At 36.3% G+C, this 14,728-nt stretch carries 9 protein-coding genes; 3 read left to right on the forward strand and 6 right to left on the reverse strand.

What is annotated here, in order from left to right:
• Positions 1-171: 171 nt before the first annotated feature.
• The 4 genes from C7D53_RS19000 to C7D53_RS19015 all read right to left on the reverse strand — a co-directional run bounded on the left by C7D53_RS19000 (position 172) and on the right by C7D53_RS19015 (position 4,862).
• On the reverse strand, positions 172-714 hold the full coding sequence (locus C7D53_RS19000) for an acyl-CoA thioesterase (RefSeq protein ID WP_106917981.1): 543 nt from the start codon (positions 712-714) through the stop codon (positions 172-174).
• Positions 702-1,454, reverse strand: a complete 753-nt coding sequence (locus C7D53_RS19005) for a hypothetical protein (protein ID WP_106917982.1) — start codon at positions 1,452-1,454, stop codon at positions 702-704. Before C7D53_RS19005 ends, C7D53_RS19000 begins: the two co-directional genes overlap by 13 nt.
• Positions 1,455-1,692: 238 nt before the next feature.
• Complete coding sequence (locus tag C7D53_RS19010; RefSeq protein ID WP_106917983.1) at positions 1,693-3,810, reverse strand: TonB-dependent receptor; 2,118 nt, start codon at positions 3,808-3,810, stop codon at positions 1,693-1,695.
• A gap of 281 nt (positions 3,811-4,091) precedes the next feature.
• A complete protein-coding gene (locus tag C7D53_RS19015; RefSeq protein WP_228422442.1) occupies positions 4,092-4,862 on the reverse strand; it encodes a WG repeat-containing protein in 771 nt (256 codons plus the stop codon).
• Between the two features lie 310 nt (positions 4,863-5,172).
• Here C7D53_RS19015 and C7D53_RS19020 point away from each other — a divergent pair, with 310 nt between their 5' ends.
• The gene (locus tag C7D53_RS19020) at positions 5,173-7,956 is read left to right on the forward strand and encodes a bifunctional aconitate hydratase 2/2-methylisocitrate dehydratase (RefSeq protein ID WP_106917985.1); all 2,784 of its coding nucleotides are present in this window, start codon (positions 5,173-5,175) and stop codon (positions 7,954-7,956) included.
• Between the two features lie 318 nt (positions 7,957-8,274).
• Positions 8,275-10,542 (forward strand): aconitate hydratase, encoded by a 2,268-nt coding sequence (locus C7D53_RS19025; protein WP_106917986.1) that lies wholly within the window; start codon positions 8,275-8,277, stop codon positions 10,540-10,542.
• Positions 10,543-10,702: 160 nt separating this feature from the next.
• Here C7D53_RS19025 and C7D53_RS19030 read toward each other — a convergent pair whose 3' ends face one another.
• Positions 10,703-11,380: a LytR/AlgR family response regulator transcription factor gene (locus C7D53_RS19030; protein WP_106917987.1), complete on the reverse strand. Its 678-nt coding sequence runs from the start codon at positions 11,378-11,380 to the stop codon at positions 10,703-10,705.
• Positions 11,377-12,384, reverse strand: coding sequence for a sensor histidine kinase (locus tag C7D53_RS19035; protein WP_106917988.1), 1,008 nt, complete (start codon positions 12,382-12,384; stop codon positions 11,377-11,379). The genes C7D53_RS19030 and C7D53_RS19035 overlap by 4 nt, the downstream gene beginning before the upstream one ends.
• A gap of 161 nt (positions 12,385-12,545) precedes the next feature.
• Between C7D53_RS19035 and C7D53_RS19040 the strand changes: the two genes are divergently transcribed.
• Complete coding sequence (locus tag C7D53_RS19040; RefSeq protein WP_106917989.1) at positions 12,546-14,666, forward strand: outer membrane beta-barrel family protein; 2,121 nt, start codon at positions 12,546-12,548, stop codon at positions 14,664-14,666.
• The last annotated feature ends 62 nt before the right edge of the window (positions 14,667-14,728 follow it).

Genomic DNA, 14,728 nt, shown 5'->3' on the forward strand with positions numbered 1-14,728 from the left:
TTAATATAAAATTTAGAAATTAAGAAATAGGTAAGTGTTATTTCTGAATGATAGGATATTTATTTAAACCCTCATTTCGCTAGAGTATGGAAAATACAAATGCTTCTAAGCTCGCAAAGGCGTTAGCACTCAGCAAAGTTTAAAAGCATTCTTTCTTATAAAATATTTATTTTATTTTTTGTCTTTCTTCGGCTCTTGTGGCTCCTGGAATAACTTCTTAAGCTCCACAGATTCCAAAGGTTTCATTCTTCCGGAAAGGATTAATGAAAGTTCTTTTCTACGGAATGCAGCCGCATATCTTTCTTTTTCCTCTTCTGTTTCCGGAACCATATCAGGAATTGGAATCGGACGGTTGAATTCATCTACCGCAACGAAAGTATAGATCCCAGAATTAGTGTGAATTTTTTTCTGATTAATAGGATCGTCTGACCACACATCCACATATACTTCCATAGAAGTAGAGAATGCTCTAGAAACCTTAGATTCCAGAACCACCACTCCTCCTTCAGGAATTGGGTGATTGAAAGAAACGTGGTTTACAGATGCTGTTACAACTCTTCTTTCGCAATGTCTTGCCGCAGAAATAGATGCACAACGGTCCATTTTTGCTAAAAGCTCACCTCCAAAAAGGTTTCTTAAAGAGTTGGTTTCGTTCGGAAGAACGATATTAGTCATGATGGTCAGGGATTCTGACGCTTTTTTTATTTTTGCCATTTATTCTTAGTGTTTTTTGGAGCTGTCGGAACTGTTTTTGTTCCTTTTCCGACAGGTTTTGCCAATGAATCTTTTTTCAATGAATCGGAAACCGGAGCTTCCGGTGTATGTGCCACCATCTTCACCGTATCTTTTACAATTCTGTGTGTAGAAGTCTGTACGGAAACCTTATTGAAAGATTTTTTTCCAAAAAGAAGTTCCTGCTGGGTAAATGCAAAGTATAAAATACCCAGGACCGGAATAATTAAAAGGAAAATCCAAAGGATCGTTTTTTTAAATTTATAATCCTTTTCACGGTTTTCAGAAGCATTTACTTTTTCTCCATTATTGATATCGGAGAATCTGATTTCTTCCAATCCATAAAAATCCGGATGTCCGGCTTCTACTCTTTTTCCCTTGAAATGGGTATGTCCCTCTTCTATGAAGATTGTTCCCAGATTCTGAATTTCAAGAACCTGTTCTGCCTGAAGCTTTTTCTTCCAGAAATCCGTCTGTATTTTAAGATCACTTCTGGAAGCGTCCAAAGACATTTGTTTTTCTCGGGCTATAAAAGCGGTAAGATCTTCAGCCTGTACTTCATAGTCAATCGTAAATTCAATCTGGCTGGCCGGAGGTAAAATACTTCCGTTTTCAGAATTGATAATTGCCTTAGAATTTTTCAGAGAAAACACACCAAAGCCTGGAACCGTGGCAGTTCCAAATTGTTTTAAGTATTCTAAAATGTATGCTGAAATATTCATTTGGTGGCAAATTTATAACTTTTTCATGACTTTTGAAGATATTTAACTGATATAAAAAAAGACTGCCGAGACAGTCTTTTGAGTATTCCGTACAAAAACATGAATACAATTATTTAAAGTTCTTTTTTTAAGCTTAGCCATTATTATGAAAAGAGTAAAAAGCTAAAATCATAAAAGGCAAATTTGCAAGGGTACCCATGATGTTGTTTTCTACTTTCTTGCAATTCTTTTCCTTAGCTTACTGAATTTTCCAGCTTATTCCGAACATAAAGTTGGTTCCCGCCTGTGCAAAGTATAAAGGATTCCCTTCATCATTAATAGAACCGTTGTTCACATATTTTTTATTGAACAGGTTATTCACCAACAATTTTAACGCAATATCATTCTTACCAATAGTAAACTGGTACTGCGCATTAAAGTCTGTAAGGAAATAATCTTTGAGCTCTAAGTTTTTATCTTCCGTATTATCTATATACTGTTTTCCAACATATTGGTTCATTAAAGCAAACTGGAAATTTTTATTGGGATTAAATTTCACTCCCAAATTAGCAATCATATTTGGAGAAAATGAAATCTGAGTATTTCCCAAGCTTACCGGAGCAGCCCCAACTTCTATATTAAAATCCTGATTTCTGTTCTGGCTTAACGTTAGATTTCCTGAAACTTCCCATTGTTTTGATAGTTTTGCCAATGCTCCTACTTCAACTCCTCTTCTGTAGCTCTTCCCTGAATTGGTTCTGATAAATGCCCCAACATTATTAAGCTGACCATTCAAAACCAATTGATTAACATAGTACATATAATAGACATTCGCGGTTAAGGATAAAAAACCAAACTGTTTTTCCAGACCGGCCTCAAAATCATGCAGCTTTTCGGGCTTTACATCATTGTTGGCCATGATATCATCTCTGTTTGGCTCTCTATGGGCATGGGCATAGGATAAAAATATCTTTCCGCCATTGATTTTATAATTTACCCCAGCCTTTGGATTAAAGAACAGCCAGCTTTTATCAAGATCAGCACCTTCTCCATCTCCTGCCATTAAGATCTTTGTATTATAGTTGATACTTCTAAGCTGTAAATCTCCGAAGAATTCAAAATTTTCCATTCTGAATAAAGCCTTAGCAAAACCGGAAACTTCATTCTTTACAGAACGATTTCTGTAATATTCACTTTCATCAATCTGCGGATAAAATACTCCGGTAACATTTCCGTAATGTCTTCCATAGTATTGGTTGGCCACTGCTCCAAAGTTCAGGTCAAGGTTCTCAAACTTCCCGTAAAGTGTTGAAACCACACCGTAAAAATCATTATTCAGCCATTTTTTTCTGATAAAATCTGATTTTTTAATGGTTTGCCCGTTCTCAATAATATCAGGCAGATTATATTTTGAGAAAGAACTTCTCTGCTTGTAGTTTTCGTAATATCCTTTTCCTTTGGTATAATGAACAGTGGTTTCTAAATTCCAGCGATCATCAAATTTTTGTTCCCAAAGCAACTGGTAATGGTTTTGTCTGTAGTTATCTGTTTCGTTATCATAGAAACCTGTCACATTTCCATTAGCATCCTTGATTGAACCAGAATTGTTGAATTTCGGATTTGTTTCCCACATTTCTCTCGTGATTCCGTTCCAGGCCTGATAGGTTTTTTCTTTTCCTCCAAAAGCCATTAACCGCAATTTCGTTTTTCCCTCCTCAAACAAAGCTGTGAAGTTGTAAGAATGCAAATCTGATGAGGCTCTGTCTATATATCCATCAGAGTGAATACGGGTATACCTTCCCATCACAGAAAGACGATTCTTCCAGAATTTCCCGGAACCTACTTCTGCTGAATATTTATAGGTATTAAAAGAACCATAGCTATCATCTGTTTTGAAGTAGAATTTTTCTTCCGGTTCTCTTGAAATCACATTGATACTTGCTCCAAACGCAGAAACTCCGTTATTGGAAGTTCCTACCCCTCTTTGAATAACAATCTGTGATGCAGAACTTGTTAAATCCGGAACATTAACGAAAAATGTCCCCTGACTCTCAGAATCATTATAAGGAACACCATTCATCATTACATTAATTGCCGATCCTGATACCCCACGAATTCTAAAACCAGTATACCCTACCCCATTTCCCGCATCTGAAGTGGAAATAATGGAAGTTTGATTTTTTAAAAGAATAGGAAGATCCTGTCCCAAATTTTTTCCGTCTAAATCTTTCTGAACATTGATAATCTCCTTAGCAACAGGAAGTCTCTTGGTAAAATTAACCGCTTCAATTTCCCTGATTTTCAGGGAGTCCTTTTGTTGAGCCTGAATAAAGGCTACAGAGCCTACAGTAAGCCCTAAAAAAAATAATCCTTTCATTCTATAAATCTTTAACATTTAATGAATAAAAGGGGATCGATAAGATATTATACAGTTATAGACCTTTAGTAGAGTCTACGTCCCTAAACAGCATTACCTGTTCCAGGTTCATTGGGTATAATCTCAGCCTGTTAAAGCACCCCTTTATTTCAGCCGCGAAATTACAAAAAATATATGAGATAAGATTGAATTTAGGGATATAGCTTTGCAGATGCAGGATATCTGAACGTGACGTTATGTGAAGATATCTCTAACAATTATTCACTATTCGGGATTCATTTTTAGTAGGTTTTGTTATTCGCATCAATGTAATAGTAGTTTTTACCGTCTTTTGTTACTTCAAACATCTTCCCAAGCTTCCAGCTGAAGTTTCTTTTTATGTTGGAATATTCGAACGGAACAATGATTTTGTTATTGACATCAATTACTCCAAATTTATCATTATTGGAGGCTACAATCATGGGATCGGCTACATCATCTCCCTCCATGATGTAAAGATATTGATACTGAGGATAAATCTGATATTGTCGATAATCGGCTGCATTCACAAATTTTGACTTTTCAATAATCCCATAGAATCCGTTCAGGATATAAGCCTGAAACAATTGATGCTTGTATTCCTCAAACTTACATTTACCAAGATCTGAATCTTTAAATTGATAAACCCGCTTTCCGGATTGATCAACACGATAGGAAATCATATCCTTTTCTACAGTTGCGTACTCTTTTGCTCCGTATTTTCTAATTTTTTCGTTAGGGGAATTTAAAAGGTTACAATCTTCATAAAAAAAAACGGCAATATGATATTCTGGCTGAATGATGAATTTTCCGTTTTGATTGATGTAGCCAAACTTATCTCCTTTCTTCTTAGGAATAAGAACAGGAAGGTCTTTATTGATAACCACCAGATCCGGATTGGGCTTAGATACCAAATGCCCCTTTTTTACAGGGGTCTTCAAGGTATTCTTAGTCCCAATTTTCTTCACAGATTTGGTCTGCGAAAAAGTGGAAATCGAAATTAAAACGAATAAAACACTCAGTATATTTTTCATATTCATCATTTGCTTGCAAAAATACAACCAAAATAGATATTATAAAATTCATATTTATAAAGAATCTAAATAATTTCATTCTCTTAAAATATTAAAAATTCGTAATTTTGGGGAACATTTTGAATTGTTTAATAATTTTAAAATCTTAAAAGAAAGACGTAGATTATACTGACTTTATCCGGTTCCTATTTCGCACCAAAATGCGGAGGCTCAAAATGTTATTATTTATTGTATACAAACCGGTAAAAGAAAGGTGATGACTGAACAGTCATTTTTATTAATCTCCTTTTAAAAGAGAAAGACTTCTATTATGAATATTTATAAGGATTACATCAAAGAGATTGAAGAAAGAAAAGACCAAGGGCTTCATCCAAAGCCAATTGATGGTGCTGAATTACTAAGCGAAATTATTGCGCAAATTAAAGATTCAGGTAATGCAGATCGAACGGACTCTCTTAAATTTTTTATTTACAACACCTTACCAGGAACAACAAGTGCAGCGGGGGTAAAAGCCAAATTTTTAAAAGAGATCATTCTAGGTGAATCCGTAGTAGAAGAAATATCGCCAGCTTACGCCTTTGAATTGTTATCTCACATGAAAGGAGGTCCGTCAATTGAAGTATTGTTAGACCTTGCTTTAGGTAATGATGCAGCTATTGCAAAAGAAGCGGCTAAAGTCCTTAAGACGCAAGTCTACCTTTATGAAGCGGATACCAACCGTTTAAAGGAGGCATTCAACAGCGGTAATGAAATTGCAAAAGAAATACTGGAAAGCTATGCACAGGCTGAATTCTTCACTAAACTTCCGGAAGTAGCTGAGGAAATTAAAGTAGTTACATTTATTGCAGGTGAAGGAGATATCTCAACGGATTTACTTTCTCCGGGTAACCAGGCTCACTCCAGATCTGACCGTGAACTTCATGGTAAGTGTATGATTACTCCTCAGGCACAGGAAGAAATTAAAGCTTTACAAGCTCAACATCCTGATGCAAGCGTGATGCTTATTGCTGAAAAAGGAACAATGGGTGTAGGTTCATCCAGAATGTCCGGGGTAAACAACGTAGCTCTTTGGACAGGTAAGCAGGCAAGCCCATATGTACCATTTGTAAACTTTGCTCCAATTGTTGGAGGAACCAATGGTATTTCTCCAATCTTCCTTACCACAGTAGATGTTACCGGAGGTATCGGTATCGACCTTAAAAACTGGGTTAAAAAAATGGATGCAGATGGAAACCCTGTTCGTAATGAAAATGGGGAACCTATTCTTGAACAAGCTTATTCAGTAGCTACAGGAACAGTTCTTACTATCAATACAAAAACAAAAAAATTATATAATGGAGACCAGGAGCTGATTGACATTTCTAAGGCATTTACGCCTCAGAAAATGGAATTCATTAAGGCTGGTGGATCTTACGCTATCGTATTTGGTAAAAAGTTACAAACATTTGCTGCTCAGCTTTTAGGAGTTGAAGCTCCAATTGTTTTTGCTCCGTCAAAAGAAATTTCTCATGAAGGCCAAGGTCTTACAGCTGTAGAAAAGATCTTTAACAGAAATGCAGTGGGATCAACTCCAGGAAAAGTACTTCACGCAGGTTCAGACGTTCGTGTACAGGTAAATATTGTTGGTTCACAGGATACAACAGGTCTTATGACTTCTCAGGAACTTGAATCAATGGCCGCTACTGTAATTTCTCCAATAGTGGACGGTGCTTACCAATCAGGATGTCACACTGCTTCAGTATGGGACAAAAAAGCTCAGGCAAATATTCCAAAGCTGATGAAATTCATGAATGACTTCGGTTTGATCACTGCCCGTGACCCTAAAGGAGAATACCACTCTATGACCGACGTTATTCACAAGGTTCTTAACGATATTACTGTAGACGAGTGGGCAATCATCATTGGAGGTGACTCTCACACCAGAATGTCTAAAGGTGTTGCTTTTGGAGCTGACTCAGGAACTGTTGCTCTTGCATTAGCTACCGGTGAAGCATCTATGCCTATTCCGGAATCTGTAAAAGTTACTTTCAAAGGAAACATGAAAGAGCACATGGATTTCCGTGATGTAGTGCATGCAACGCAAGCTCAAATGCTTAAGCAATTTGGAGGTGAAAACGTATTCCAGGGTAGAATCATTGAGGTTCACATCGGAACACTTCCTGCTGACCAAGCGTTTACATTTACAGACTGGACGGCAGAGATGAAAGCAAAAGCTTCTATCAACATTTCTGAAGACAATACCCTAATTGAATCATTGGAAATTGCAAAAGGCAGAATCCAGATTATGATTGATAAAGGGATGGATAACCATAATAAGGTTCTTCAAGGATTAATCGACAAAGCAGATAAGAGAATTGCGGAAATCAGATCTGGTGAAAAACCAGCTTTAACACCTGATGCTAATGCTAAATATTATGCAGAAGTAGTAGTTGATCTTGACGTAATTGTTGAACCAATGATTGCTGACCCGGATGTAAACAATGATGATGTTTCTAAGAGATATACTCACGATACCATTAGAGATCTTTCTTATTATGGAGGAGAGAAAAAAGTAGATCTTGGTTTTGTTGGATCTTGTATGGTTCACAAAGGAGATTTAAAAATTGTTTCTCAAATGCTTAGAAACCTTGAAAAACAACAAGGTAAAGTAGAATTTAACGCCCCTCTTGTAGTGGCTGCACCTACTTATAACATTATTGATGAGCTAAAAGCAGAAGGAGACTGGGAATTATTAGAAAAATATTCAGGATTCGAATTTAATGACAATTCTCCAAAAGGTGAAGCTCGTACAGAATACGAAAATGTAATGTACCTAGAGCGTCCTGGATGTAACCTTTGTATGGGTAACCAGGAAAAAGCAGCTAAGGGAGACACTGTATTAGCAACATCAACACGTCTTTTCCAGGGAAGAGTTGTTGAAGACTCTGAACGTAAAAAAGGAGAATCTTTATTAGCTTCTACACCGGTTGTTGTTCTTTCTGCAATTATCGGACGTATTCCTAATATTGACGAATACAAAGCAGCAGTGGAAGGTATTGACCTTACAACGTTTGTCCCTTCAATTAAAGAATTGACAAGTACAAGCGCTCACTAATACAATGAACAGATAAGTCGAAAGACTATTGAAACTTAATATAATTGAAAGATTTTGGTCCTTTAGGATTTAAAATCTTTCAATTTTTTGTTTAGAACGTTTCCATTTTAAGATAAATACATTTTTTTTTCGACAAAATCTAGAAAATAGAATCTATTTTTTCTTAAATTGAAAGTTATAAAATCTCTTGGTTTATACTCAAAATCAGCCCTATTTATGGATTATAGGAACGTTTTTTGATGTATAAAAAATGATTTTTCTTTCTCTATAATCAAAGAAAGAAGCATTAACGGAAAAAGAACAAAACTAAATTAAGATATGACTTTTGATATTGATATGATCAAAAAAGTGTACGAGCGTTACCCTGAAAGAATTGCTGCAGCAAGACAAATCGTGGGAAAACCTCTTACCCTTTCAGAAAAAATTCTTTACACCCACCTTTGGGAAGGAAATGCTACAAAAGCACATGAAAGAGGAAACTCTTATGTAGACTTTGCACCAGACAGAGTAGCCATGCAGGATGCAACTGCGCAGATGGCACTTTTACAATTTATGCAGGCAGGAAAAGCTAAAGTAGCTGTTCCGTCAACCGCTCACGCGGATCACCTGATCCAGGCGAAAGTAGGTGCTGACAAAGATTTACAAGAAGGTATTAACAAAAACTCCGAGGTATTCAATTTCTTGAGCTCTGTTTGTGATAAGTACGGAATTGGCTTCTGGAAACCAGGTGCCGGTATTATTCACCAGGTTGTATTAGAAAACTATGCTTTCCCGGGAGGTATGATGATTGGTACTGACTCTCACACTGTAAATGCCGGAGGACTAGGAATGGTTGCTATTGGTGTAGGAGGTGCAGATGCAGTAGATGTAATGGCAGGAATGGCTTGGGAGCTTAAAATGCCTAAGCTTATCGGAGTAAAATTAACCGGAAAGATGAACGGATGGACTTCTGCAAAAGATGTCATCTTAAAAGTAGCAGGAATCCTCACCGTAAAAGGAGGTACAGGATGTATCGTAGAATACTTCGGTGAAGGAGCAGAATCTCTTTCTGCAACCGGTAAAGGTACTATCTGTAATATGGGTGCTGAAATTGGAGCTACCACTTCTACTTTCGGATACGATGATTCAATGAGAAGATATTTGGCTGCTACAGGAAGACAGGATGTAGTGGACGCCGCTGATAAAATTGCTGAACACTTAACAGGTGATGCTGAGGTATATGCAAATCCAGAACAATATTTCGACCAATTAATCGAAATCAACCTTTCTGAGCTGACGCCTCACTTAAACGGACCTTTCACGCCAGACTTAGCAACTCCTGTTGCTGAATTCAGAGCAAAAGCTGAAGCAAACGGATGGCCGCTGGAAGTTGAATGGGCACTTATCGGTTCTTGTACCAACTCTTCTTATGAAGATTTATCAAGAGCTGCTTCCATTGTTGAAGATGCAGTAGCAAAAGGAGTAAAACCTAAGGCTATTTTGGGAATCAACCCTGGTTCTGAGCAAGTAAAATTCACAGCGGAAAGAGATGGTTTCTTAGATTCTTTCAGAAAATTTGAAAACGCAAGAATCTTTACCAATGCATGTGGACCATGTATCGGGCAATGGGACAGAGAAGGAGCTGAAAAAGGAGAGAAAAACTCTATCATTCACTCTTTCAACAGAAACTTTGCAAAAAGAGCTGATGGTAACCCAAATACTCACGCATTTGTAGCTTCTCCTGAAATGGTGGCTGCTGTTGCAATCTCAGGAAGATTAGACTTCAACCCGATTACGGATACTTTAACCAACGAAGCGGGTGAGCAGATAAAACTTGATGAACCTAAAGGATTTGAACTTCCTGCAAAAGGTTTCGCAGTAGATGATAACGGATACCAGGCTCCATCTGCGGACGGATCAAGCGTTGTTGTGAACGTAAGCCCTACTTCAGACAGACTTCAGTTGCTAGAAGAATTTCCTGCTTGGGACGGCAAGAACATTGAAAACGCTAAAGTTTTGATCAAAGCTTTCGGAAAATGTACTACTGACCACATCTCTATGGCTGGCCCATGGCTGAAATACAGAGGTCACCTTGATAATATTTCAAACAACATGTTGATTGGGGCAGTAAATGCTTACAACATGGAAACCAACCACGTTAAAAATGAATTAACGGGTGAATATGGTGAAGTTCCGGCAGTACAAAGAGCTTACAAAGCTGCAGGAGTTCCAACCATTGTGGTAGGAGACCAAAACTATGGTGAAGGTTCTTCAAGAGAGCATGCCGCCATGGAACCTAGACACCTTGGTGTGAAAGCTGTATTGGTAAAATCATTCGCAAGAATCCATGAAACGAACCTTAAAAAACAAGGTATGTTGGGAATCACTTTCGCTAATGAAGCTGATTATGACAAAATTCTGGAAGATGACACTGTTAACTTCTTAGATCTTGATCAGTTTGCTCCAGGAAAACAACTGACTTTAGAGTTCATTCATAAAGACGGAACTAAAGATATCATCATAGCAAATCATACTTATAACGACCAACAAATTGAGTGGTTTAAGGCTGGTTCTGCATTGAATCTGATTAAGCAGCAAGAAAAATAAAATTAATTGTTAGATCGATTAATAAAAAGACGGCTTCACGTGAAGTCGTCTTTTTTTATTATTTCCCCTGAATCAAACCATATGCTTTCTCACCAAAGTGTGCTAGAGTGATAAAATCAATAAATTTTCCATCTCATGAATAATCCGGATTTTTAATTTCCTATTTTAATTTATCCAAAAGGTTTGCTCTGTAGCTGTCTCCTATTGGAATTTCCTTCTCAAGTAACATAACCTTTTTAACCCCTATACTTTTGATTTTTTCCAGATTTATGATAAAAGATTTATGAATTCTTACAAAGCTATCAGGAAGTTGATTTTCCATTGATTTAAGAGTATCCAGAACGATATATTCTTCGTCAGAGGTTCGGATATTCACATAATCTTTGATGCTTTCTATATAAAGAATGTCTTTAAAACTTATCCTATGCTGCTGTCCTGATGACTTTACAAAGAAGTGAGAATCTTCCTCATCATTAAAAACAAATCGTTCCTTGACTTTTAATGCAGTTTTCATAAACCTCTCAAAAGAAATAGGCTTCAAAAGATAATCAATGACATTATGCTCATAACCGTCCATTGCATATTCAGAATAGGCAGTTGTTAAAACATACTTTTGTTTGTCCCCGTTGATCTTCATAAAATTAATTCCTGTAAGCTCAGGCATTTGAATATCCAAAAAGATCACATCCGCTTCGTTATTCTGTAGAAACTCCAAGGCCACAATAGGATTCTCAGTAGAAAAAACCAGCTCGAAAAAAGGAATTTTCTGTACATAATTTTCAATGAGAGAGATCGCCAGTGGTTCATCATCTACAATAATGCATTTTAGTTTTCTCATACGGACAAATCTATTCTTAAATCTACAATAAATTCTGACTCTGTTTCCTTAATATGAAGTTCATATTTTTTAGGATATAAAATTTCGAGCCTTTTTCTTACATTCTCTATTCCTATACCGGATACCTTATCTTTTTCACGAATAATTTTAAAATTCTGAAGATAAAAATCCAACTTCCCTTTGACTTCGGAGATAGAAACAACAAAGCCTTTTCCTCTGAAATCTCCATGCTTAAAAGCATTTTCTACAAATGGAACAAGAATCATAGGTGAAATAAGAACTCCGGATTGGCTGATCTTCTTGTCTACAATCAATAATTCAGGATTTCCGATTCTTAGTTTTTCCAGCTCAATTAAACTTTCAATATACCCCACCTCCTGATCAAGAAGTATAAACTCTTTTTCAAGATCCTTAGTGGTATATCTCAATAACTCTCCCAGCTTTTCTATAGCCGGCAAAGCTTTTTCTGAGTTTTGATAGACAAGCGAATAAATGTTATTTAAAGAATTAAAAATAAAATGGGGATTAATCTGAGTTTTCAAGGCTTGAAGCTCAGCATGCTTTCTCTCTTCAATAAGCCTGGTTCGTTCTCTTTCCAGCTTGGAATAATACGTAAAAAGCCACAAGCTGGTGCTCACAAAGATCGTTAAGCTAGAGTAATACACATTATCATAAAAATAATAGATAAAAGAGGTACCCTCCGCATAATTTCTAAATCCCGCCATCTTCGGAAGCAGCACTTCTTCTAAAGAATAACGGAATAAGGCAAAGAAAAACACACCCACAAAAAAACCTATAATGGTAAAATAGAGTTTTTTAGGATTAAAAAATCGGGGAACAACAAAAAAATAATTAATATAGAAACCCAGAAAACTGGCTGTAAAAATAGTAAGATTCAAAATATCAATATTGATATTTTGAGAGGTGATCATTCCAAATATATTTTTAATAAGAACCAGCAACCAATAAGAAAAGTGCAGAAAAAGAATTTGTTTTTGCTTCATATTCAAATGTAAGAATCTACGTCTTCAAATTCCTAGACATTTTCGACAAAGCCTATATTTTTTCCGATGAATCTTTTTTGAGCGGATTAATTTCCTCTAAAATCTAGATGCCGTTTCAGTACAGAAAGTTTGAAAATATCTTTGTCTCAAGATTATAAACCATGACACTAAAATACTTTTTTATCATAAGCTTTCTTTCTTCTGCTGTATCAGCACAGATCAAAAAAGACAGTATTCAAAGCCTTGAACAAATCAATATTCTTGCGAAGAAAAAATTGATCGAAAGAAAAGCAGATCGCCTGATATTCAATGTAGATGCTTCTATTGCATCACAGGGTATGGATGCTTCGGAAACTCTTTCCAATGTTCCCCTGCTGAAAGTAAATGAAAATCAAGGTTTAATCTCCATCACCGGAAAAAGCACCGTAAGTGTAATGGTAAATGGGAGAATGCTGAATCTTTCAGGGACTGCCTTATTCAATTACTTAAAATCCATCAGATCCGAAAATATCGCAAAAATAGAGGTAATCACAACGCCTCCTTCAAAGTATGAAGCCCAGGGAAATAGTGGTATCATCAATATTATACTTAAAAAAAATCCAAATATGGGTTTTAGCGGAAATATCAATTCTAATCTCATCCAAAGAAGCTATTCCGGATTCAGTTCCAATGGTTCGTTAAATTACCAAACGGAAAGATTCAGCAGCAGTCTGAAATTAACGTATTATGATTCTGCAAAGCGTTCTGATGAAAATTATACGATTTTAGGATCAAGTAAGAACTACAGCAATTCGGTAAGAAAAGATATGTGGAAAGAACTGACTCCTAGTCTGAATATTTCGTATCAAATCAGTAAAAATTCACAAATCGGATTTGAATATATCTATGCGCATCAAAAATCAGGGATGGATATTGTCAACACAACGAAAAATATTGATTCTGATGCTATTGAGGAAAACCTTCTCACCCATACTTTCCATCGGGAAAAACTTCCTACTCATACTTTGAGTGCTTATTACGATGTAAAATTAGATTCACTGGGAAAAAAATTAAGCATTGCAGGAAATTTTTATAAAAATAATTCTGACACGGAGGTTAATTTTTCTACGTTGAAGTACTCCAATTCATCTGTAGAAGACGTTAAGACCCTTTCTGTAGTTGCACCACAAATCTTTTCTGCGCAGGCAGATTTAGAGCTTCCGTTTTCATTTGGAACCATTGAAACTGGAGTAAAATTTAATCAGTTTAAAAATACTTCGGACTTGCAATATCTTACTCTGAGTTCCGGACAATATGTACCAAACTTTTCAAGAGCGAATATTTTTCATTATAAAGAAGAAAACTATGCCGGGTACTTGAGCTTTTCAAAGTCTTTTGGAGAGCATTGGGAAACCAAAGCCGGTATTCGCTATGAAAACACAAATGCTGAAAGTTTTACGCCTTCTTCCAACACAGGTAACCAATATAGCTATGGGCAATGGTTTCCTTCTGCTTACATTTCTTATAAGGAAAATAAAAATGTTTTCAGCTTTTCATATTCCAGAAGAATTAACCGTCCGAGTATGAGCAATCTTAATCCGTTCCGTTGGTATTCAAACCCGTATTCTTATTCTTCGGGAAACCCTTTGCTTACTCCGGCATACATTAACAACTGGGAACTCGGATATACTTTTAACAATAAGCTATCTGTAAGTGCATATTATTTGAAAATGACAAATGCATTTGGTCAGATTTCCAATGTAGACGGGCTATCACAAATCAGTACTTATCTTAATTATTATAATAATGATTTCTGGGGTGTAAATGCTTCCTATACTGATACTTTTTTCAAGTTTTGGGAAGCCAGCATTTCCATGAATGCATCTCTTCAGAATTCAAGCGTATTTGGAATTGAGGCCAATCCCAGAAAGGGGAGCTCATTTAGCTACTCTATTAATAATACTTTTAGTCTGAATAAAGATAAAACTCTTGCTTTATTTGTGAACTATGACCATAGTCTTCCTTACAGAAATGTGACCTCTTATTTTCACGACTTTCCGGAGCTGACGTCAGGATTAAAAATCTCCCTTATGGACAAGAAATTACAGATCAATGCAACGGTCACTAACATTTTTGCACAGAGATACCGTGGCGACATGTACTTCAAAGACAACAGCCAGCATTTTGACAATTACTGGGACGGCAGAAGCTTCAGGCTAAGTGCTACATACAGCTTTGGAGCTGGTAAAAAGAGTATCAGCAAAAAGAAAATTAAGTTTGAGGAAAAAGATAGAGCACAATAGTTTTCGTAAATAAAAATTTTCTAAAAAAGAAATTTTTGAAAATTCTTTCGTAACAATTTTTC

Source organism: Chryseobacterium aurantiacum, assembly GCF_003020585.1.
Taxonomy (GTDB): Bacteria; Bacteroidota; Bacteroidia; order Flavobacteriales; family Weeksellaceae; genus Chryseobacterium; species Chryseobacterium aurantiacum.

Bases quoted from the DNA above. Each gene is read 5' to 3' on its own strand.
- C7D53_RS19040 (WP_106917989.1), top strand. From the start codon at position 12,546: ATGACACTAAAATACTTTTTTATCATAAGCTTTCTTTCTTCTGCTGTA.
- C7D53_RS19035 (WP_106917988.1), bottom strand. From the start codon at position 12,384: ATGAAGCAAAAACAAATTCTTTTTCTGCACTTTTCTTATTGGTTGCTG.
- C7D53_RS19025 (WP_106917986.1), top strand. From the start codon at position 8,275: ATGACTTTTGATATTGATATGATCAAAAAAGTGTACGAGCGTTACCCT.
- C7D53_RS19020 (WP_106917985.1), top strand. From the start codon at position 5,173: ATGAATATTTATAAGGATTACATCAAAGAGATTGAAGAAAGAAAAGAC.
- C7D53_RS19015 (WP_228422442.1), bottom strand. From the start codon at position 4,862: ATGAAAAATATACTGAGTGTTTTATTCGTTTTAATTTCGATTTCCACT.
- C7D53_RS19000 (WP_106917981.1), bottom strand. From the start codon at position 714: ATGGCAAAAATAAAAAAAGCGTCAGAATCCCTGACCATCATGACTAAT.
- C7D53_RS19030 (WP_106917987.1), bottom strand. From the start codon at position 11,380: ATGAGAAAACTAAAATGCATTATTGTAGATGATGAACCACTGGCGATC.
- C7D53_RS19005 (WP_106917982.1), bottom strand. From the start codon at position 1,454: ATGAATATTTCAGCATACATTTTAGAATACTTAAAACAATTTGGAACT.
- C7D53_RS19010 (WP_106917983.1), bottom strand. From the start codon at position 3,810: ATGAAAGGATTATTTTTTTTAGGGCTTACTGTAGGCTCTGTAGCCTTT.